The sequence below is a fragment of the Bacterioplanes sanyensis genome, from assembly GCF_014652515.1.
GTDB classification, from domain to species: domain Bacteria; phylum Pseudomonadota; class Gammaproteobacteria; order Pseudomonadales; family Oceanobacteraceae; genus Bacterioplanes; species Bacterioplanes sanyensis.
Genome location: NZ_BMYY01000015.1, coordinates 21,676 through 43,094, shown reverse-complemented (window position 1 = coordinate 43,094; position 21,419 = coordinate 21,676). Strand labels below are relative to the sequence as shown.

Annotated in this window: 21 protein-coding genes and 2 pseudogenes; 18 read left to right on the top strand and 5 right to left on the bottom strand. The window is 50.5% G+C overall.

Going from position 1 to position 21,419, the window contains the following annotated elements; genetic code table 11:
* Positions 1-171: 171 nt before the first annotated feature.
* On the bottom strand, positions 172-1,173 hold the full coding sequence (locus IE090_RS16140) for a helix-turn-helix transcriptional regulator (protein ID WP_189389987.1): 1,002 nt from the start codon (positions 1,171-1,173) through the stop codon (positions 172-174).
* A 148-nt stretch (positions 1,174-1,321) separates the two neighbouring features.
* On the opposite strand from IE090_RS16140, the gene IE090_RS16135 reads away from it, so the two are divergent.
* The 9 genes and pseudogenes from IE090_RS16135 to IE090_RS16100 form a co-directional block, all read left to right on the top strand.
* On the top strand, positions 1,322-2,224 hold the full coding sequence (locus IE090_RS16135) for a sterol desaturase family protein (RefSeq protein ID WP_189389984.1): 903 nt from the start codon (positions 1,322-1,324) through the stop codon (positions 2,222-2,224).
* 151 nt (positions 2,225-2,375) lie between these two features.
* On the top strand, positions 2,376-4,055 hold the full coding sequence (gene ilvD / locus IE090_RS16130; protein WP_189389982.1) for a dihydroxy-acid dehydratase: 1,680 nt from the start codon (positions 2,376-2,378) through the stop codon (positions 4,053-4,055).
* Between the two features lie 463 nt (positions 4,056-4,518).
* A complete protein-coding gene (locus tag IE090_RS16125) occupies positions 4,519-6,681 on the top strand; it encodes a prolyl oligopeptidase family serine peptidase (protein ID WP_189389980.1) in 2,163 nt (720 codons plus the stop codon).
* A 632-nt stretch (positions 6,682-7,313) separates the two neighbouring features.
* Positions 7,314-7,457, top strand: a pseudogene (locus IE090_RS17890) (IS110 family transposase); the annotation flags it as partial.
* Between the two features lie 225 nt (positions 7,458-7,682).
* Entirely contained in the window at positions 7,683-8,273 is a 591-nt protein-coding gene (locus IE090_RS16120; RefSeq protein ID WP_189389978.1) for a hypothetical protein, read from the top strand.
* A 137-nt stretch (positions 8,274-8,410) separates the two neighbouring features.
* Positions 8,411-9,229, top strand: a complete 819-nt coding sequence (locus IE090_RS16115) for a hypothetical protein (protein ID WP_189389976.1) — start codon at positions 8,411-8,413, stop codon at positions 9,227-9,229.
* 78 nt (positions 9,230-9,307) lie between these two features.
* On the top strand, positions 9,308-9,733 hold the full coding sequence (locus IE090_RS16110) for a hypothetical protein (RefSeq protein WP_189389974.1): 426 nt from the start codon (positions 9,308-9,310) through the stop codon (positions 9,731-9,733).
* Positions 9,733-10,389, top strand: a complete 657-nt coding sequence (locus IE090_RS16105; RefSeq protein ID WP_189389972.1) for a hypothetical protein — start codon at positions 9,733-9,735, stop codon at positions 10,387-10,389. Before IE090_RS16110 ends, IE090_RS16105 begins: the two co-directional genes overlap by 1 nt.
* A 159-nt stretch (positions 10,390-10,548) precedes the next feature.
* Positions 10,549-10,764: pseudogene (locus IE090_RS16100) on the top strand (alpha-amylase family glycosyl hydrolase); the annotation flags it as partial.
* A 181-nt stretch (positions 10,765-10,945) separates the two neighbouring features.
* Here IE090_RS16100 and IE090_RS16095 read toward each other — a convergent pair.
* Positions 10,946-11,818 carry a LysR family transcriptional regulator gene (locus IE090_RS16095; protein WP_189389970.1) on the bottom strand — a complete coding sequence of 291 codons (873 nt, stop codon included), beginning with the start codon at positions 11,816-11,818 and terminating at the stop codon, positions 10,946-10,948.
* 120 nt (positions 11,819-11,938) lie between these two features.
* Between IE090_RS16095 and IE090_RS16090 the strand changes: the two genes are divergently transcribed.
* The 5 genes from IE090_RS16090 (at position 11,939) to IE090_RS16070 (ending at position 14,330) form a co-directional block, all read left to right on the top strand.
* Positions 11,939-12,547 carry a glutathione S-transferase family protein gene (locus IE090_RS16090; protein ID WP_189389968.1) on the top strand — a complete coding sequence of 203 codons (609 nt, stop codon included), beginning with the start codon at positions 11,939-11,941 and terminating at the stop codon, positions 12,545-12,547.
* On the top strand, positions 12,547-12,903 hold the full coding sequence (locus tag IE090_RS16085) for a nuclear transport factor 2 family protein (protein ID WP_189389965.1): 357 nt from the start codon (positions 12,547-12,549) through the stop codon (positions 12,901-12,903). The genes IE090_RS16090 and IE090_RS16085 overlap by 1 nt, the downstream gene beginning before the upstream one ends.
* A 15-nt stretch (positions 12,904-12,918) precedes the next feature.
* Positions 12,919-13,128 (top strand): 2-hydroxymuconate tautomerase family protein, encoded by a 210-nt coding sequence (locus tag IE090_RS16080; RefSeq protein WP_189389964.1) that lies wholly within the window; start codon positions 12,919-12,921, stop codon positions 13,126-13,128.
* Positions 13,129-13,251: 123 nt separating this feature from the next.
* Entirely contained in the window at positions 13,252-13,884 is a 633-nt protein-coding gene (locus tag IE090_RS16075) for a hypothetical protein (protein WP_189389962.1), read from the top strand.
* A gap of 119 nt (positions 13,885-14,003) precedes the next feature.
* Positions 14,004-14,330: a hypothetical protein gene (locus IE090_RS16070; RefSeq protein ID WP_189389960.1), complete on the top strand. Its 327-nt coding sequence runs from the start codon at positions 14,004-14,006 to the stop codon at positions 14,328-14,330.
* 56 nt (positions 14,331-14,386) lie between these two features.
* Here the strand turns inward: IE090_RS16070 and IE090_RS16065 are convergent, their stop codons facing one another.
* Genes IE090_RS16065 through IE090_RS16055 form a run of 3 tightly spaced genes read right to left on the bottom strand, consistent with a single transcriptional unit; the run spans position 14,387 to position 18,028 of the window.
* Positions 14,387-16,015: a GMC family oxidoreductase gene (locus IE090_RS16065; protein ID WP_229815806.1), complete on the bottom strand. Its 1,629-nt coding sequence runs from the start codon at positions 16,013-16,015 to the stop codon at positions 14,387-14,389.
* Positions 16,016-16,042: 27 nt separating this feature from the next.
* A complete protein-coding gene (locus IE090_RS16060; protein WP_189389958.1) occupies positions 16,043-16,576 on the bottom strand; it encodes a twin-arginine translocation signal domain-containing protein in 534 nt (177 codons plus the stop codon).
* Positions 16,577-16,585: 9 nt separating this feature from the next.
* Complete coding sequence (locus IE090_RS16055) at positions 16,586-18,028, bottom strand: coniferyl aldehyde dehydrogenase (RefSeq protein ID WP_189389956.1); 1,443 nt, start codon at positions 18,026-18,028, stop codon at positions 16,586-16,588.
* A gap of 181 nt (positions 18,029-18,209) precedes the next feature.
* On the opposite strand from IE090_RS16055, the gene IE090_RS16050 reads away from it, so the two are divergent.
* Genes IE090_RS16050 through IE090_RS16035 form a run of 4 tightly spaced genes read left to right on the top strand, consistent with a single transcriptional unit; the run spans position 18,210 to position 21,318 of the window.
* The gene (locus IE090_RS16050) at positions 18,210-18,872 is read left to right on the top strand and encodes a TetR/AcrR family transcriptional regulator (protein ID WP_189389954.1); all 663 of its coding nucleotides are present in this window, start codon (positions 18,210-18,212) and stop codon (positions 18,870-18,872) included.
* Complete coding sequence (locus IE090_RS16045; RefSeq protein WP_189389952.1) at positions 18,808-19,893, top strand: DUF3080 family protein; 1,086 nt, start codon at positions 18,808-18,810, stop codon at positions 19,891-19,893. The genes IE090_RS16050 and IE090_RS16045 overlap by 65 nt, the downstream gene beginning before the upstream one ends.
* On the top strand, positions 19,890-20,642 hold the full coding sequence (locus IE090_RS16040) for a S1/P1 nuclease (RefSeq protein ID WP_189389950.1): 753 nt from the start codon (positions 19,890-19,892) through the stop codon (positions 20,640-20,642). The genes IE090_RS16045 and IE090_RS16040 overlap by 4 nt, the downstream gene beginning before the upstream one ends.
* Positions 20,635-21,318 carry an HAD family hydrolase gene (locus IE090_RS16035; RefSeq protein ID WP_189389948.1) on the top strand — a complete coding sequence of 228 codons (684 nt, stop codon included), beginning with the start codon at positions 20,635-20,637 and terminating at the stop codon, positions 21,316-21,318. Before IE090_RS16040 ends, IE090_RS16035 begins: the two co-directional genes overlap by 8 nt.
* Positions 21,319-21,419 lie beyond the last annotated feature (101 nt).

The following is a 21,419-nucleotide window of genomic DNA, read 5'->3' as shown; positions in this document are numbered from 1 at the left end:
TCCAAATCACGAGGCCGGTTTGCCGCTCTAGCAAGGCTACAGCAACAATCGGCGACACCGAGCTGGAGTTCTCTGGCGCGCCCCATCACGTCGTTGACGACGTTGAATAGCCTGCCATCACCGCCTTGTTCTGAAATCCTGCTGCACTCGCACAGGGCTGTGCAGAATGATTCAGGAGTGCCCTAGTTGCTGGCGAAAGCGATGCGGGGTTGTTCCCGTCCAGCGTTTAAATGCCCGCGTAAAAGTGCTTTGGTCGCGATACCCCAGTAGCAAGGTAATATCCAGCAGTGATAGCCCTGGGTCGGATAAATACTGCAGCGCCAATTGCTCACGGGTGCGCTCGAGCAGTTCATGCCAGTGCAAATTGCGTTGCTGCAAGCGTCGTTGCAGTGTGCGTACGGAGCAGTGCAATTGTGCTGCGGCGCGCTCAATGCTGGTATGGCCTTCGGGGAGCTGTCGCACCAAGTGTGTTTGCAGTTGCTGTTGAAACTCATCTGGCTCTGGCAGTGCTTTCAGCATGGCACTGGCTTGTTCTTCTAACAGTTTACGCAGGCCCGGTTCGCTGCTGCGCAAAGGCAGCATCAAGGCTGAGGCATGAAACGTTAGGCCGCTGCGCTGTGCGCCGCCCATCACTGGGCAGGCAAAAAATTCTTCCATCGCTTGCAGTTGGGCAGCGCCGGGCTGATGGCAAAAGGACACTTGTTGCAGTGGCAGCGCAGTACCTGCATCTATGTGCTGACGCGCCAAATACACCAACGCACACAGCCCAATTTCTTCTGCTTCAGGCAGATGCTGCTCCGGCTGCCAGTAAATGCCAGCCTGATCGCCATGGCTTTCTAGGCTGGCCAGTGGGCGGCCATAAAACAGCGTTTCGAAACGTTGGTAAGTGGCCATCGCTTGGCCTAAGTGATCGCAGGCCACCACCAAATAACCAAGCACGCCCACATGGGCGAGGGTCACCCCTTGCGCTACCTCCAGTGCTTGGTTGGTCTGCTGCGGACGCAGTGCAAAGGCTTGGTTTAACAGGTGTTGCCAGTTGGTAATGGGTACGGCATCGCTGGGCTGGTACTGGGCGATTTGCGCGCGTATGCCAGGTGCGGCCAGCTGATGGCGGTCGAGCCAATCGGCCAATAAACGAATCCAGCTGCCGTTGACGCGAATGGCTGTGCTCATACCGGTTTCTCTCCCAGGCAAGAATGTGGCGTGAAATGCTAAAAGTATGTCACGTTAAAGCAATAACTCTGGCTAATATCGCCGTAGGCTGTCAATGCATCACACCCGCTACCACGGGCGGCGATAAAAATAACAACAGGAGCAGATGATGAACGAACTCACCGGAGCGATGATTTTTATTCTGTTGGCCGGGCCTGTGTTTATCTCGGTCATTGCTTTGGAGCGCTGGTGGCTGCTGCGCCAGGGGCGCACCGAGGCCTACGATGTGCGCGAGTCGCTGGCCAATATCGGCACTGGCTTTATCTACAAAGTCGGCGATGCGCTGTTTCTCATTGTGGCTGGTAGCGCCGCTTATCTCGGTGTGCACAGTCTGGGCTGGGGTTGGAGCTCTGGTCATGGCTGGCTCGACTTTATGCTGTTGTTTGTCTTGGTCGACTTCACCTTTTATTGGGTGCATCGCTTTATGCACGCCACACGCTACGGTTGGACCGGCCATTGGGTGCACCACAGCTCCGAGCGCTTTAACTTTTCCACCGCTTTGCGCCAAACGCCCATGGTCTCATTTAATGGCGTGATGCTGGTGGCGCTGCTGCCACCGGCTCTGGTGGGCTTTCCGTTGGAGTACGCCGTGGTGGCGTTAGAGCTGAACTTGTTCTTCCAGTTTTTTATTCACACCGAGGCCATTCGCCGCATGCCAGCCTGGTTCGAGTGGCTGTTTAACACACCCTCACACCACCGAGTTCATCACGGCAGCAATCCAGCGCAAATTGATACCAATTTTGCCGGTGTGTTTATGCTGTGGGACCGACTGTTCGGCACCTTTGTCGATGAGCGCGATGCCGGCGAGATTCGCTACGGCGTCGATCATCGCCCGGCGACCACACTCAACCCACTGCGCTTGGTGTTTGCCGAATTTTTCAGTCTGCTGCGGGATGTGGTGCGCTACCGCGATGTGCGCATTATTTGGAAGCATCCCTCTTGGGTGGAACAGCACTATGGTGATAACTCACATAATAATGTTCAAAGCTGGGTTTCTCCCCCACAATCGTAAGGGTAATGCGCTGCTTTTATAGTCAGCTGTTAGACACCTTGTGAAAAGTCAGCGCTGCTGTGTCAGGGAGTGTGGGCAGCGTATTGGTCGCCTTATGCCTTGCTGCTAGGCTGCAGTGTTACTGCTGTGATAACACAATAAAGGTGAGAGCATGACCGACAAACGCAAGCACTCGGCTCAGGTGGTCGATGGTGTCGCACAGGCGCCAGCGCGTGCCATGTTGCGCGCCGTGGGCTTTAACAAAGAAGACTTCCAGAAACCGCAAATCGGTGTGGCCTCGACCTGGAGCATGGTGACGCCGTGCAATATGCACATCAATGAATTGGCCGAGCATGCCCGCATTGGTGCCGACCAAGCCGGTGGCAAAGGCGTGGTGTTTAATACCATTACCATTTCGGATGGCATTGCCAACGGCACCGAAGGCATGAAGTATTCGCTGGTGTCGCGTGAAGTGATCGCCGACTCCATCGAAACCGTGGTGGGCTGCCAAGGCTTTGATGGCCTAGTGGCGATTGGTGGCTGCGATAAAAACATGCCAGCCTGTGTGTTGGCTATGGCGCGGCTGAATCGCCCAGCGGTATTTGTGTATGGCGGCACCATTCAGCCAGGCGCTGGCCACACGGATATTGTGTCGGTATTTGAGGCCGTGGGTCAGCACGCCAAAGGCGACATCGACTTGCTCGACGTTGAACGCATTGAAGAAACCGCCATTCCTGGACCGGGCTCCTGTGGCGGCATGTACACCGCCAATACCATGGCCTCAGCCATTGAAGCGCTGGGCATGAGTTTGCCGGGCAGCTCGGCGCAGGAAGCGGTATCTAAAGACAAACGTGACGATTGCGAAGCCGCCGGTGCGGCGGTCATGAACTTGCTGGAGCATAACATTTTGCCCAGCGACATCATGACGCGCGAAGCGTTTGAAAACGCCATCACCATCACCATCGTATTGGGCGGCTCCACCAATGCAGTGCTGCATTTGTTGGCCATGGCCAACACCATTGGTGTGGAATTAACTCTGGACGATTTCACTCGTATTGGTCAGCGTGTACCGGTGCTGGCCGATTTGCGCCCCAGCGGCAAATACATGATGTCTGAGTTGGTGGCCATTGGCGGCATTCAGCCACTCATGAAACGCCTGCTAAAACAGGGGTTATTGCATGGCGACTGTTTAACCGTGACTGGTAAAACTTTGGCAGAAAATCTCGAAAGCGTCAGCGATTACCCAGAAGGGCAGGGTATTATTCGCGACTTCGATAACCCGGTAAAAGCCAACAGTCATTTGGTGGTATTAAAAGGCAATTTGTCACCCACCGGTGCGGTAGCAAAAATTACCGGTAAAGAAGGCTTAACTTTTACCGGCTCGGCCAAAGTATTTCACTCAGAAGAAGAAGCGCTGCAAGCCATTCTGGATGGCGGCATCGTCAAAGGCGATGTCATTGTCATTCGCTACGAAGGCCCGCGTGGCGGCCCAGGCATGCGAGAAATGCTCAGCCCGACCTCAGCGGTGATGGGCAAAGGCTTGGGTAACGATGTGGCTCTAATTACCGACGGCCGCTTCTCTGGTGGCAGTCACGGCTTTGTGGTTGGCCATGTGACGCCAGAAGCCATGGACGGCGGCCCCATCGCCATTGTCGAAGATGGTGATACCATCACCATTGATGCAGAAAACATGGCCATTTCGCTGCACGTGAGCGACGAGGAAATTCAGCGTCGCTTAAGTTTATGGCAGCGCCCACAACCGCGTTATCGCCGTGGCGTACTGGCCAAGTTTGCCAGCACCGTTACCTCAGCGGCAGAAGGGGCATTAACGGATACCAATATCGATCCATAAGTGCTCGTTAATGTGTGAGCACAAGCACCGAGTCGATAGCCTCGGTGCTTGTGGTTGCTGAAATCCCCCTTCCAATTGTTAGAAATTAGATATCGAATAATTAGTCGGTTTAAGGTTTTTCTTACTCAGCACTACGAAATTATTGAGTCTCATCGCTATAAATTCTGAACCAATTGTGTTCATTTTTCAGGTCCATGGTTGAGCTTTCTCACGGCCATTAATTGATTCGGCGTTAAGATTTACCACGCTTTTTAACGCGGGTGGTTCGCCGGCCCAGAGTTAGGGAAAACCCTAAGGAAGGCACGGGGTTTAGTAGCTCAAATCGCCTGTTAGTAAGTTCGATTCGCTCGTAAACGGCGCCATTGCCTTGGCCAGTGAATGACAGTGTTCTCTATGTTCTAGTGGCAAAAATGTAGTAACTTACCTCACTTCTTTTAAACACCCATCAACACAAGGACGGGCTATGTCTTTCAAAGCCTTAGCATGGGCAGTCTCTGCCTCATTAGCGGCGCTAGCCCCAGTTTCATTGGCCGCCAGCGGCCAGCAGCAACAGGTACAGCAAATGACCATAGATTCCCCAGTCATAGACTACCCAGCCACCCGCCAAGTCGACGTGGTGGATGAGTATTTTGGCACCCAGGTTAAAGACCCATACCGCTGGTTGGAAGACGATCGCAGTGAAGAAACCGCCCACTGGGTGGCGGCGCAAAACAAAGTGACCTTTGGCTACCTAGAGCAAATACCATATCGACAAAAAATCGAACAGCGCCTAACTGAGCTGCTGGACTATGAAAAAGTCAGCAGCCCATTTAAAGAAGGCAAATACACTTATTTCTACAAAAACGATGGCCTGCAGAATCAGGATGTACTGTATCGCCAGCAAGGCGACGGTGAAGCCGAAGTTTTTCTAGACCCCAATACCTTTAGCGAAGAAGGCACCACTTCACTAGGCAGCGTGAGCTTTTCTAAAGATGGCTCGCTGGTAGCATACAGCATTTCAGAAGGCGGCAGCGATTGGCGTAAAGTAATTGTGCTCGACGCCGAGAGCAAAAAGCCGATTGGCGATACCCTGGTGGATGTTAAGTTCAGCGGTATCAGCTGGCGCGGTAATGAAGGCTTTTATTACTCCAGTTACGACAAACCCGAAGGCAGCGAGCTGTCTGCAAAAACCGACCAGCACAAACTATACTTTCATCAGCTAGGCACACCACAAGCCGATGATGAATTGATTTTTGGCGGCAACGAGGCAGAAAGACACCGTTATGTGTCGGGCTACGTCACCGAAGATGGCCGCTATTTGGTCATTGGTGCGATGGAGTCCACCTCCGGTAACAAACTGTACGTGCAAGATCTGACCAAACCCGAGGCTAAGTTGGTCACAGTGCAAGACCATACCGGCGCTGATACTTGGGTCATCGCCTCGCAAGGCGATACTTTGTATTTAGAAACCAACCTCGAGGCGCCTAATACGCGCGTGGTTAAGGTAAATATTGCCGCGCCACAGGCAAGTAATTGGGTGGACGTAATTGCTGAAACCCAGCATGTACTGAGCACGGCCACCGCAGGCGGTAGCTTGTTTGCACAATATATGGTGGATGCAACGTCGCAGGTCAAACAGTTCGATATGAACGGAAAACTGCTGCGCACCATCGAGCTGCCAGATATTGGCAGTGCCAGTGGTTTTCGTGGCAAACAAGATGACAGCGAGCTGTATTACACTTTTACCAACTACAAAACGCCGGGCACGATTTATAAGTTAGATATTAATTCCGGCAAGAGCCAAGTTTATCGTAAATCTGAAGCACCATTTGACTCAGACAAATTTGAATCCGAACAGGTGTTTTATACCTCGAAAGACGGCACTAAAGTGCCGATGATAATGACCTACAAAAAAGGCTTAAAGCGTGATGGTAGCGCGCCGACCATTTTGTATGGCTACGGCGGTTTTGATGTCAGCCTGACACCTTGGTTCAGTTCGGTGCGCGCCGCTTGGTTAGACATGGGCGGCATATTTGCTGTGGCTAACTTGCGTGGTGGCGGTGAATACGGCAAAGCCTGGCACGATGCCGGTACCAAACTGCAAAAGCAAAATGTGTTTGATGATTTTATTGCCGCAGCTGAGTATTTGATTGAGAACAAATACACCGCAGCTAATAAGTTAGCCATTGAAGGCGGCTCAAATGGCGGTTTGTTGGTCGGGGCCGTAATGACTCAGCGACCAGAGCTGTTCAGAGTGGCGCTGCCTCAGGTGGGGGTGTTGGACATGCTGCGCTACCACACCTTTACCGCCGGTGCCGGCTGGGCTTACGACTACGGTACAGCGGAGCAAAATAAAGAAATGTTTGAGTACTTAAAAGGCTACTCACCGGTGCACAATGTCAAAGCTGGGGTCCATTACCCAGCGACGTTAATTACCACCGGCGATCACGATGATCGCGTAGTGCCGGCGCACTCGTATAAATTCGCCGCTGAGTTGCAGGCCAAGCAAGGCGGGCCACTGCCGACCTTGATTCGCATCGAAACCGATGCCGGTCATGGTGCAGGTACACCGACCAGTAAGGTTATTGATTTGTACGCCGATATTTACAGTTTTGCGTTATTTAATATGGGCGTGGAGGAGCTTTAAGCATTAGGTTGAGGCCTTTCGTTGTAAGCCTGTATTGAGGTGATGGTAAGGGCAATGGCAAAACGCTATGCCCTCCTTGAGGTTATCCCTCACGCCGGGCGGGCGAACGACTGAAAGCGTATATCGAGACAGTTTCTGCAAGGCAAAAAGCGAGAGAGTCGCACTCGACAAGCGCAGCTTACAAATAGTAAGTGAGCATGGCGATCGGACTCGCGCACGAGGCGCTTTTTAACGCAGCAGAAACAACGCAGATAGCTTTCAGCCTGCTTTGCCCTGCGCAGGCCGTTATCCTTTGTAGCCAATGCTGTGGTCGCCGCAACACCAACAAGCCTGCATCCCGGCAGGATGTTGGCTGGTGCTGCCATCCGGGCAGCGCCTGCGGGCACGCCATTGCCTACTCAGGCGGCCTGCTAAGGCGCAGAAAACCTAGGTGCGAGAGCAATTTTAAGAGTTAGAGCAACTGTCACGACGGCGCCGTAGCTAAACAGCCGACATATCCTGGCGCCTTGCAGCCTTGCCAGTAGATTCGCTCAGTGATAGCTTTCTCGATTAGTTCTGGCTGGAAAAACAGGTAATATAAAAAAGTCGATGATGCACTTCGGAGTTGAATCTGTGCGACATATGAACAGGTAGAATGGCTAGACAGCTTGATGAAACGTCGGCACCGTAATGTTGTGATCGTTGCATTGGCAAACAAACTGGCGAGAACTGCTTGGGCTGTGCTCAGCAGAGAACAGAAATACATGAGATTTGAAGGCACCACGGTAGTTGCGTGAGTGAGAAATGATGTCAAAAAGGTAGAACCACAATCTGAGCACTCTGTACCTAACTACGTTCTGCGAGAACGATAAACTGATAAGAGCCAGATTCGCGGAGTTCATCCAGGATGTGACCGAAGGGTCAGACAGAATCCGAATAGATGGCTGCACTACACCAAAGACTGATTTTTTGCTTGCATAATGAGGGGTGTTTATAGATGTTGGCTGTACAAGGAGTATCAAATGAAATGGTGGGAAAAAACCGTTGAGTATTACTTTATCAGGAAGTTTATTCCTGATGAGATGATCCTATCTCCACTAGACGGCGAGCAAGAAAAAGCTGGAGATGCATTTCTCTCTAGTAATGAAAAGTGGGTCGTTTTAGAGTTTAAAAAAGACTTCGAGTCTTTGGCTTCTGAAAAGAAAAAATATAAGAGCTATGATTTGGCAGAGGCTGAATTATCTCCAAGTGACAGCCACCATTTCTTGATTTATGGCCAAGTTGTAAATGGAAAGTTTCGCCTTGGGAGTAAAACGTATTTTTCAAATATTCCTGTATCGAACATTACCGAGATATTCGAAGCGGGTAAAGAAAAAGAAGAGTTTATCTCTTACCTTGAAAGACTTATTGAGCATAAGTCAAAAGCTGATGAATCAAGCGGTGGCTCCGTCGGTAGTTATTCATTCGTTGCTGGCATTAGCAAAGACAAGAAAATTACAAGCTGTATGAATCTATATGAGTTTGGTTTGGATCATGGCTTAAAGCTAGAGCCAAAACCTGAGATAACGAGAGATATAAAGCATGAACGCAGTGGCCCATCTATGGGTATGTAGCACAGCTAACAAGCGGCTGCATCGGACAAATTCCCGCGTCACCTTTTGTGCAAAAACATGCACAAAAGCCGCCATCAAAAATTTGCTCGGTGAGCCGGGCGTTATGCCTTCGTAAGTAGCGAAAAAAAGGATTGAATATGGCTGGAAGGCCTAGAAAAGAGTTTCAGGAATACCTTTCTGATAGCACAAGTTCTCACGTAAGTCATGCTGACTACTTAGCGTCACCGGCCAGCGCGTTTCTGAAATATTCAGTTGAAGCAAAAAGTGCCATTGATCTATGTATTCGATACTTTCCTAAAAATCAGGATGGGAATTACAACAAGGATGCGACAGATAGCCTACAACATCTAGTTGTTGCAGTGCTGCCGACTGTCATGGGGCATTTTGAAACATATCAAAGATATTTGTTTGCGGGTACATTTGACCTGTCTGTGTATCTGTCAAGCTTTGATGTCGATGACTTCTTTAAAAAGCTATCGAAAGAAACCAATATTCAAATAGATTGGCCGCGTTTGGCAGCTCACAGAGCAACTGGTGCAAGCTCAGTAGGAACACTGCTGTCAGATTCTATGTCTGGCTGGCATGACCCTGAGCGAGTCAATAAGTACTTTGGTTGCTTTGGGCTACCATACCAACTGTTCAGAAATGAGGACAAAGAGAGGCTATTAACCTTATGGCAGCTTCGTCATTCTATTGTGCATACTGGAGGAACATTAACCCTAGCAGATGCGCAAAAGGTTGGTTCTTTGAATGACTCTGGGGGCCGAAATATATCGTTCGAGAAGAACTTCATTTTTGAGGTTTCCCGAAAACTGCACCCGCTAGTTCAGGCTTCTACAGTTGGTTTAGGCACTGCGTTTATTGACCAGCTAATAGATAATGTCCCTGAAAATGAACGTCAAAGAATAGATAAGTTCTTTGAGGTTAGATCAAGCGTGGGCGCTTGGTTAAATTAAGAGCCAATGCTAGCAACCGATACCACAGTAAACAGGACAGTCTGGATAAGAACAGACACGGCAGAGCCTGCCGGTCTGTTGGGGGGAGTGTCCGTCGAGCGCAACCAAACGCTGATGGCCTCTTATCGCCATCGGGGCGCAGGGCTCTCTTACACCGAGGCGTGGACAACCGACATTGAAGTGAATCCAAATAAAGGTGAATCCACTTGGTTCCTGAAAGATGTGGGTCATGTTGGCCAGCAATTACTCACGGGAGATGACTATCATTATCAACACCGGGCCACTGGCTTTGGTGCATCTTTAATGCTATCCGCGGAGGACTCCCCTTTTGTCTCTTACGAGAACTCGTTTAATATGACTATTCAGTACGATGTGCAAGAAACCTCTAAATTCGAGACTTACCTTAAGTCTATGTATTTATTTTCTGAGCCAGTTCGAATGATTTACGACGGTTATCAAGGCTTGCAACAGTGGTCTTCTGATAAACCCGAGGATCGTAGATAATGGATTGGATCGCCGTTGTTGATGAGACAGTACATGAGAGTGGGCTGCATAATTCACTGCCCACGCTTTATATGTTTATCTTTATACTGACTGTTAACTTGGTTGCTGTGTATAGTGCTTCAGGTAAGCGTGTAACCCCTATATGGTTCGTGAAAAAGTACCGTGAGTCGAAAGGCATCACTCATTTTTTTCTGCTATTGATGAGGCATAAATACTTAGGAATTCGGTTGCTACCCTCCGTTATCTTGCTATGCATATTGATTCGTAGCGTGATATACAACTTAGTAGTTGATCAACCACACAACTTGCTTGTATTAAAAGAGGCCATTGCCCGCGGAGAAGGGCAATGCATTAGTGGTGAATTTCACTATTTTGAGGAAGTAACAGTACCTGACTCCCCAAGAAGTTTTGCGTATCTTCATTTCAAAGATGGTAGAAAATATCTATTAGGCGGCTTTGAGCGTGGTTGGTGCCTTAGGGCTACCCATCCCGATTCGGTGATACGTGACGGCATGCGAGAGAACCTGGGGTCCACACATAATGCCGAAGTGAAAATATGCTGGATGAATGACTTATTTGACAATCTCAGTCAGTCTAGAAGTCCAGAGTATGGTAAGTGTATTTATGAGATCAGTGTGCGCAAGGCGGTGAAATAAAACTCGAAACCGAACTACTCGGAGAACTAGATAGGACTAGTCGGACCAAATAATCAAGACAGTCTCGATAAGAAAAGTCTCGATAAGAAAACTGCCTGATGGCAGCGCCTAAAGCTGCTGGCTAGGCTACGAACAGATCCTATTCACCGCGAGTCAGCGATGCCTAAACCGCGCAAAGAACTCGTTTCTCTGGAAGCCACGCCGTATTATCACTGCGTCTCACGCTGTGTGCGGCGTGCTTTTTTATGTGGCTTTGACCCGGAAGGGCGTAGCTTTGAGCATCGTCGAGGCTGGATTGAGTCATTACTGCTAGAGCAGTCCCAAGTCTTTGCCAGAAATATTGCAGTCTATGCGGTGATGTCGAGTCACTTTCATACTTCTTCTAGCATGACTGTCTGAATTTTATTAATTATTGCTTTTATTCTTTCTTGATTTTATTGGAGAAGTTGGGCTTTAAGCTGCTAGAAATAGACGAACAGGGCGTAAGGCTTTATCAATATAGCCTTCACTCAGAATAGAAGCAGTCATCGACTAAATCCTCTCTATTTGACGGTGATTAATGATTAAATTTTTGCTGTAAAAATTCAATGCACTGCAGTACTCGTGCGGGCACAAAGTGGCGAGCCGGGTACATGGCGTATAGGGTTAGTTGTGGCTTCTTGGCTTGCGGTAATACCTGTATCAACTCGCCGGTTTTCAACTCATCTCGACACAAGAAGTCGGGCACCATACCCAGACCATGGCCAGCGCGAATGGCGGCCAGCATAAACAGCACACTATTGGCTCGTAGCGTGCCATTAATCACGACGCCATCATCAATGGGCCAGGTGTTTTTGCTGCGAAAATAGCTGTACTCAAAGCAATTATGCTGGCGCAAGTCACTGGGCTTTATAATGGCTGGATGATGATCAAAATAATCGGCTGCGGCGCAAATATGGTAGCTAAAGTGGGTTAAAGGCCGGCCAACGTAGTTGGAATCGAGCGCTTGGCTGCTGGCGCGCAGGCCCAAGTCAAAGCCTTGTTCCACCAGGTCGATATCGCCATCGCTTAGGTGAACGTCTAGCTCAATTTCTGGGTAGTGCTGCATAAACTCAGCAAACATGGGCCCTAGGTCGGTAATGCCGAGCGCCATGGGCACGTTAACTTTTAGCCGCCCTTTGGGCGTTTGCTGGAGCTGCTGAGCAAAGTTATCCGCCTCGCTGAGTTGGTTCAGTATTTGTCGTGCTCTAGGCAAGTAGCCTTCGCCGGCTTGGGTCAGGCGTAGGTTGCGGGTTGTGCGATGTAACAAGCGCACCCCAAGCGTTTGCTCCAGGCGGCTAATTTCCTTACTGATCATGGATTTAGACGTGTGCGCATGCTCCGCCACTAGGGTAAAGCTGCCCAAATCCGCCAGCCGTACAAACCACTCGATGGCGCGCAACTTATCCATTTCTGTTTCCTATTTGTGAACAATAGGTTCGCATTGTAGCTATATATAGCAGTAGAGGAGAAGCCTAACCTGTGTTTGGGCCTGACGATGAAGGCCAATCAAGTTCAACAGGAGAACGCTATGTACACCCTTTATTACCTCCCCGATGCATGCTCTTTGGCCACTCAAGTGGTGTTGCGAGAGTTGCAACAGCCCGTCACGCTGATTAACAAACAGCAGGTCGATAATTTTAGTGAGATTAATCCAGCGGGCGTTGTGCCTGTGTTGTTAGACGGTGAGCAAGTCCTGCTGGAGGGTGCAGCGGTCATGCTGCATATTCTTAATAAGCACCCTAACGCGTTGATGCCAAGCACAGCTGACGGGCAGCAGCAGGCGCTGCAAGACATTATGTTTGCCAATGCCAGCATGCACCCGGCGTATGGTCGGTTGTTCTTTCTTGCTGGTACCGATGTGGATGCCTCTTTACGGCAGGGGCTAATGGAAAAAGCCGCAGAGGAGGTGTCGCGTTTGTGGGCCGTGGTCGAGCAACGCTTGCAGCAGCAGCGTTTTTTAGGCGGTGAGCAGTTATCTGCGACAGATATTATGCTCGCGGTGTACTCGCGTTGGAGTGCGGCGTTTCCCGTCGATATTGTGATCGGGCCGAACACCCAAGCCATGTTGCAGCACGTCATTGAGCGCCCGACCTTTGAGCAAGCGTTGCGGGCAGAGCAAGCGCAGCAGGCTGCCTAATGAATGCACTAACAGACCAGCAGCAAGTCAGGCAGTTAGTGAGTGACTACAGTGATGGCTTGCACCACGGCAATGTGGCGTTGCTGCGGCGGATCTTTCATCCGGATGCGGTATTAAAAGCCCCAAATCTGCGCCGAAACTTAAATGATTGGCTAGCGCTGGTAGCACAGCGCCCGGTTCCCAGTGAGTTAGGGCATGACTACCACTACCGGCTGGAGTGGCTTGAGGTGCTCAATGAGCAAGCGTTGGCCAAAGTTTATTGCCCATTGCTAGGACGAGACTACACGGATTTTCTTGGCTGTTTAAAAGAAAATGGCGAATGGAAAATCGTTAATAAAATGTATGCAGATAATTAGTACGGGGATAAATTTATGCCATATATCAACATTCAAATCACCGACGAAGGTGTTACCAAAGAGCAAAAACAAGCTCTGATTCAAGGAGCGACCCAACTTATGGTCGATGTTCTGGATAAAAACCCTGCCACTACCTTCGTGATTATCGACGAGGTCAATACCGATAACTGGGGCATTGGGTATGATCAGGTAACGGATTTGCGGCAAAAGGCTACTAGCAGTTAGCAATATGAAGGGTGCTAATGTCGGACTATTAGCGCCCTTTTGTATTTGGTGGGCAAATATTGACATGTTATACCAATGTAGGTGAAATACTTTTAAATTGATGCCTTTTAGATCAAGGCCTATATGCGTATGATCCTGCCCTTTTTATTGCTTGTAGGTATACTTATTATGCGGCGTCTGCTAATTATTTTGCTACTTGCCTGTTTACAGGGCTGTGGTACTTTCCATGTTGGTGATCTCCATCAATACGATCATGGTACTGGCTTATTCGAAATTGATCGGAATATACCGGTCATTGTGGAATTTTATACTAATTATGGTAGTGAGGATGACTTCGAGACCCAAGCATCAAGAGATACAGTTTTTGACACGGTAAAAAAGCATTTCCCTAATCAAACCGTGATTGATCGAAAAGAGGTAGATAAGCTTCCCGATGATTATCTTCAAGTGTATGTAGTACAGGATTTTGCTCACGATGGTCGTCAGGGGGATCTGCTGGAGTTGCGTAATCCTCTAATCTTAATTAGTGCACTTACTTTTACTATCATTCCAGGAATGGATTTCAATATCGATCATTATGTTAATATATCTCGAATAAAAGAACAGGAGAAACTAGTTGATAAAACCTATGCGCAAAGTTCCCGTCGGTACTTCAGTGTTTGGCTAATTCCTTTTGCTCCGTTCTATACCATCGATGACTCTTTGGCTGGGACTTTGTCTTCTTCTATTCAGGAGTATTTGAGAAATGAAGGCTAGAATACTAATACTATTGATGCTGGCTTTTATTGGTGGGTGTACTCGGACGGTATACTACAATGTGAAGCCTGATACTCCTTTCGACAAAAAAGCAACGGTTTTGTTGCAGACAAAGGGTAATGCATATATTGGAAAAAAGTAGCATTTTGGTAAACAAGATCAATGGAGATATTAGCTATGATCTTTACTCGTTATCAAAAATTGAACTGGAGCCTGGCATTTATAGCTTTGATCTCGAAATTCAGGGAATGCCGGGTATATTGGCGTCAACAGTAATGGGCGTAGCAGGTGGGCAGGCTGCTATGCATACCTATATGTATGGTGTCGATAGAACATCTGAAACAGAGGGTGCGTTTAAGTGGGAGCTTAAGGCCGGAAGAATCTATGCCGTTTCCTATCAGGTTGAAGAAGGTGATAAGGTTGTCGTTAGTATAGAAGAGATATAAAAGTACTTCGGCTGCTCGATCCAACTTCCCCGGCTGGCGGAGCCGGGGAAATGTTATTACGCAGGCTTTAACTTCTGTGCCAGTAACGTGGCCTGGCGTGCCACTAAGCCATAAATTGAGAGTTGTGGGTTGGCGCCAATGCTGGTGGGAAAGACCGAGCCGTCGAAGACGTAGAGGTTATCTAAGTAGTGGTATTTGCCATTGCTGTCAACGACACATTGGGATAAATCTTCTCCCATGGCCAAGCCCCCCATGACGTGTGCGCTGCCAGCGGTAAAGGCATTGCTGCGAAACTCAAGCTGTTGAATGTCGTTTTGGGCTTGTTGCCAGCTGCTCGCCCAGCGTGAGTCGAGGTGGGAGGCCCGCACGGCCTTAGCGCCGGCGGCAAACTCAATTTCTGCCATGGTTAAAAAGGCGCGTTTAAAACCATCCCATAAATAGTCGTTAATTTGATAATCCAAAATAGGCGAGCCGTCGCTGGCTAATTCGACATTGCCGCCCTGGCTTTGCGCATGAAAGCCATCACGCAATAAAGCGATCATGGAGTGAGTATTGGGAAGTTGGGCAATATCATTAAAATGATCGCTGCCGTGGCCGAGCAATAAAACGGAGGCCAGACCTGGCTGCAGTGGCGGCACTTCTAATTTATAGCCCACGGCGCCAGCAACACTCTGCCATTGAAAATGGTCAGAATAAATCGACTGCGGTGCGCCATAGTATGGATCCACGGTGTGATCGAAGCGGGCAAAGTTAAAGGCAACGGGGTGCAAAAAGGTGCGCTTGCCGACGCGGTTATTCGGGTCTGGCGCATTGGAGCGCTTGAGCAATGCCGGGCCATTAATGCCGCCACAGGCCATAATGACATGCGGTGCCTTAACGATTAAGCGCTTGCCAGAGGGCTGATAGCGGGCATCCAGCGCGGTAACATCCACCCCCAGCACCTTATTGCCTTCGATGATTAAGCGCTCTGCGCGAGCACTGTAAATCAGTTGTGATTGCTGCTCTAACGCGCTCGGAATGGTCGTCACCAGCATGGATTGCTTGGCATTGGTGGGGCAGCCAGTACCGCAATAGCCCAGGTTCCAGCAGCCAGCGACATTGCGCGGAATCACCTTCCAGTCATAACCTAATTTTGTACAGCCACGGCTTAAGACGGCGTTGTTTTCATTGGCCGGCACTTGCCAATCGCTAATGTTTAAGCGCTGCTCCATGCGTTCAAACCAAGGCGCCATTTCCTCCTGGCTTAAGCCCTGAACATTAAACTCGCGTGCCCAGAAATCCAACGTCTGCTTGGGTGTGCGAAAGCTGGAGGTCCAATTAATCACGGTGGTGCCACCGACGCAGCGGCCCTGCAAAATCGACATGGCGCCGTCTTTGCTCATACGGCCGGCGCTTTCTTGATATAAATCGCGATAGGCCTCGCGTTCGTCCATGTTGAAGTCGTTGCTGGATTTTAGCGGCCCTTCTTCTAGCATCAGCACTTTAAGACCGGCCGCCGATAAAATCTCGGCACTGGTGCCGCCGCCCGCGCCGGTGCCGATGATGACGACATCCGCTTCTAGTACGCTGCCGTCGTTCAGTTCGGTCGCTTCCTGCACCTGCCAGCCGTTGGCGATGCCGTTAACCATAGGGTCTTGAATACCGGCTACGACGGGAATATCGGGTTTGCGCTCGGTGGTTTTCATAACTGCTCAGCTAATTCGTTGTTATAGTCAGGCTGGGATTTTTTGCGGTGGTCCCGGGTAGCCGGTGGCAATGTAGTTTTCTGGCATGGCGTACCAGCACATGGTTTGCAGTTTGCATAATGAGGCGTAGCCCATGCGTTTTAATTGCAGGCTGCTGTCACGCCAGCTGAGCAGGAAGGCTTCGACCTGCTCGGGTGACGCTTCACGCCAGTTAGCAAAGGGCGCGCCCATAGCGGCCCGAAGCGGCGCGGAGGACATCACCAACAACAGCTGTTTTAGCTGGCTTTGCGCATGTTCTTGCAGGGTGCCAATTAATCTGTCCAGCGCGGCTACTTGGCGTGTTCGGGCTTGCTCTGGGCCCAGTTGGCCGGGGTAACTACCGGCCATAATCACAGGCGCCAAGGTGGCAAGAAAATCGGCATCGTCGGTGCTTAAAAACTTGAGCCCGTCAGCGGGTTCACGGCTGCAACCTGACATCAACGCCAGGGAAGAGCCCAAGGTTAAGGCAGCGGCGGCGCCGCCACTGAGTTGCATAAAACCACGGCGGCTGGTTGTCAGCATACACGGCCCCTAGCGAATAAATAATTTTTGAATCAATTTTTGCAGTGCCCCGCCATAAGGCGGATAAATAAACTGACCGCTATTGAACTTACCTTTTTTATGCACGGCTTTGGCTTTGGATAAACTCAAAAAACCTTCTTTGCCGTGATAGTGGCCCATGCCCGAGGGGCCAATGCCGCCGAAGGGCATATCGTCCTGAGCGATGTGCATTAGGGTGTCGTTAATCGTCACGCCGCCCGCGTGGGTTTGCTCCAACACTTGTTGTTGAATGGTTTTGTCGTAGCTGAATAAATACAGCGCCAGCGGGCGATCACGGTCGTTGATGTAGTCAATGGCTTGTTGCAGGTGTTGATATGGCACCACGGGCAATACTGGGCCGAACAATTCTTCCTGCATGATTTTCATATCATCGCTGGCCTTTTCAACAATGTGCAGCGGCATTTTGCGCGTGCCACTAAAATCTTCATTGGCCGGATTCACCACCGTGACCTTGGCGCCTTGCTCAGCCGCTTCGCTCACCCAACTGTGCAAGCGCTCGTGCTGGCGCTCATTAATAATGGCGGTGTAGTCGCTGTTGTCTTTTACCTTGGGGTACATGCGGGCAAAGACGGCTTGGTAGGTATCGATAAATTCCTGCTGACGGCCTTCTTCTACCAGCACGTAGTCGGGCGCGATGCAGGTTTGGCCGGCATTTAACGATTTACCAAAGCAAATGCGCTCTACCGCAGCGTGCATATCGGCCCCGGGCGCAATAATGGCGGGTGATTTGCCGCCCAGCTCCAGCGTTACAGGCGTTAAGTTTTTCGCCGCCGCCCCCATGACGATGCGGCCCACGGCGGTGGAGCCGGTAAAAATTAAGTGATCCCAAGGCTGCTCAGCAAAGGCGCTGGAAACGTCCACCTCGCCTTCAATGACGGCCACTTGCTTGTCGTCAAAAATCTCTGCCAGCAGGGTTTTTAATGCTTGATTGGTGGCCGGGGTGAATTCCGACATTTTTATCATCGCGCGGTTGCCAGCGGCGAGGGCGGTCATCAACGGCAATAACGCCAGTTGAATGGGATAATTCCACGGCACCATAATGCCCACCACGCCGAGCGGCTGATACATAACCTGGTTGCTAGAGGGCATAAACAGCATGCTGACGTGACGGCGCGAAGGTTTCATCCAGCGGCGCAAACGCTTGCTGGTGTAGTTAATGCCTTCGACCGTGGTCATGATTTCGGCAATGCGGGTTTCATCCACCGAGCGGCATGAAAAATCCTGGTTGACCGCACTGGCCAAGGCATCCTGATGTTTGAGCACAGCGTCTTTCAATTTGCCCAAATCGGCCAGGCGCTCTGCCAGTGACGGCATTGGCCGCTGGCGATAGGCTTGGCGCTGAGCCTGAAACAGCTCCTTCATTCGCGCTAACTCGGCGTTATCTGAGCGAAATTCTGCGACAGTGGCGACCATAAGCTGTGCTCCTTGACGGTGGTCTGCGTAGTGAGTTGATCAACTTGGGTGACGCCATTAGGCTTCCACCCCACGACGCTGCGTTTATGCCATTATTAGAGTGATTACTCTAAAGCGTCAAGGTTCCCGGCAACAGGGCCGATACGGCCAGCGCCGTGTCACAAATGACAAGAAGGGCAATATGACCACCCGACAACGCATCTTAGACGCCAGCCTGGCGTTGTTTAACGAGCAGGGCGAGCGCAACGTCAGCACCAATCACATCGCCGCGCACTTGGAAATTTCGCCCGGCAACCTGTATTACCACTTCAAAAACAAGCAGGCCATCATCTTTGAGCTGGCCATGAGCTACCAGCAGCGAGTGTTGACGGTGCTAGAAGTGCCCGAGGAGCGGGCATTGACGGTGACGGACAAAATCACCTACTTGCAGGGGATTTTGTCTGGCCTGTGGGATTACCGCTTTATTCATCGCGATATGGAACATTTGCTGGCCGCGGATGACCAATTAAAAAGCCACTACCAAGCGTTTTTTCGTCAGTGCTTGCAGCGCGTGGTGGCAATTTATCGGGGGCTGCGCACGGCGGGCATTATTGCCCTCAATGATGACGACTTAAACAGCTTAGCGCTCAATACCTGGATTGTAGTGACCTCCTGGATTTCATTTTTACGCACCCATTTGCTGGCCCAAGGCGGACAGCCGGAGAACATGTTGCAGCTGCAGGGAGGGGTGTATCAGGTATTTGCCCTGGAACGGCCATTTTTAACCGAGGCATTTCGAGATGAAGTGGTGGCTTTACAGCAAGCCTTTGCGCCGCGTCCGCAGTGGTTACATAGCCTGTTTTAGCCTGCTGTTGTTGGGCTGTTCCAATGGCCCAGCGCAGCGGCTGGAAGATTATGCCGAGCGCGTTGCTCGCGTGGTAGAGCAGCCACTTGCTGAGCCTGCCAGCGTGCAACTGCCGGCGCTGCCCACGCGTCAGATTGAACTGCCACTGGCCCAGGCCGATGTCGGCTTATTAGAATTTTTACGCCTGAATGAATGTGAGCTGGGCTATGCCATCGGCCAAAAAAACTCCACCCTAGGCAAGGTTGCCCAGCCCAGTCAGCGGCTGCATATGGAACGCGATTTTTTATTGCTGGCACCCAAGTGCATCGAGCAGTTGGGTAGCAAGCGCCCCGAGTTAACCGCCAAATTGGCCGCCGCCAATCAACTAAAACAGCAGCAACGTATGCGCTCTTGGTGGAATGCCTGGCTGACCGCCAAAGAATGGCAAACTTTTATCAGCCCGGCAGCACCCGCGCTGGAAATGACAGACGCAGAGCCCGCGCACCTATCGCTGAGTGTGCAGGCATTGGATTACGCCATCGCCCAAGGCCAGCGTTGGCAACAGCAGGATTACGCCTATCAAAGCAGTGATATGGAGTTTCATCAGCAACAACTGTTATTAGGCGAAACCTTGGGCAAATGGCTGCATGCCCAAGCGCTGCAAACCGATGTATTAAACCGTGTGGCCGATGTGCTGGAGCAGCGCTTTGCTGACAAACCTTTGTGCATCACTGGCCAGCAAACGAATAACGCCAAAATACTGTTTAACGTTTTTCAAAAATTCTACTTAGCACAGGTACAGCCGTATATGAGTCGCAGCGATCGCTTGGGCAAGCAGCTGCTGGCTCAGCTACGAGATATGCAAGCGCTACTTAACCAATCTGAGCTGCAAGCTGGTGTTGTGCCAGCAGCGTATAAACAGTGGTTGATGGAGCTCGAACAACGCCAGCAAACCTTTACAAGGGCGAGCCAACGGCATGTTCAAGCTTGGCGCAAAACACTGACCGAATGCGGTTTTATTCCAACAGGAAGCAATGAATGAAAACACTATTTTTATTGTTGGCTTTGACGGTAGTGAGCAGTCAAGCTTGGTCGTTTAGTGGCTATGGGCATCGCTTGATTTGCCGTACCGCACAGCAAGCGCTGCCGGCTGAAGTGGCGCAGCAGTTGAATACCATCGCCCGCCAAGGGGGTGTAAAAAACTTTGCCGATTTATGCGCTTGGCCAGATCAAATACGCAAAAAAAGTGAGTTCAAGCACACCAAAACCTGGCACTATATTAACGTCAGTCGCAAGGCTGAGCGCGTTAGTGCCGGTGACTGTGGTCGCCAAGGCTGCGTGACCGAGGCGCTACTACAACAATGGCAATTATTAAAACAGCAGCCACAAAACTGGCAAGCACTGGCCTTTGTTGGGCATTTTATCGGCGATGTGCATCAGCCGATGCATGTGAGCTACAGCGATGATTTGGGTGGCAACCGCTTGCGTCTGCAGTTTGACGGTGAGCGGACCAATTTACACCAGTACTGGGATGGACGCTTACTGCAGTATCAGCCACAAACGCTGGCGCCGGTGCGCTTAACGTCACGATCAACATCACTGCCCGTATACAACTGGGCCAGCGAGTCGCTACAAATTACCCGCCAGATTTATCGCCAGCCCCATAAAAACATTACCGCCGGCAGTGAACTGCACCAGCAGCATGTCACCATCTGGAATCAACAAGCCAGCTTGGCAGCGCAGCGATTGGCAAATGTGTTAAATGGCCTGTATCGAGGGAGTAATGATTAAAGCCATCTTTTTTGATTTGGATAACACCTTGGTGGATCGCTCGGCCAGTATTGAGCGCTTTGCCGTGGCTTTTGTTGATGTTTACCAGTCGCGCTTGGTGAAGGCCGATGTTGAGCGCATCGCTGATCTTATTAAGCAAACAGATAACGGTGGCTATTTAGCGCTGGGTTCGCCTTATAAAAAAGTGTACGAAGCAATCGGCGGCGAGCTAGCTAAGCAGCTTGACTGGCCCGACAACCCTGGTGCTGATGAGCTCACTAGGTTTTGGCAAGTAGAATTTCCTAAAAATACCGTGGAAATGGACGGTGCCAAACGCTTATTGCAACAACTGCATACCGATGGTTATTATCTTGGCATTATCTCTAATGGCGCTCAATTTTCGCGCCAGGCAACCTTGGAAAATACCTCGTTTCGCCCCTTGATTCGCAAGCTGGTCAGCTCTGGTGACTTTGGTGTGGCTAAGCCTGACGCCAGCATCTTCATAGAAACCATCTTAGACGCCGGCTTTCAGCCATTACAGTGTATGTATGTCGGCGATCATCCGATAAATGATGTTGAAGGTGCGCTGTCGGCGGGTATGCAGGCCACCTGGTTACAGGGCTATCATCACGCGAGTGAGCTGGTACCAGCGGCCAATACCATCCAGCATCTTTCTGAACTTCTTAGGTTGCTGTAGCCAACTAACGCGGATAACCGGCTTCGTGATCTAGAGCCCTCTGGCGATCCAGAACGAGCACCGAATTATTTAGAGGTGCCCTTATCTTCCTTTGCAAGCCG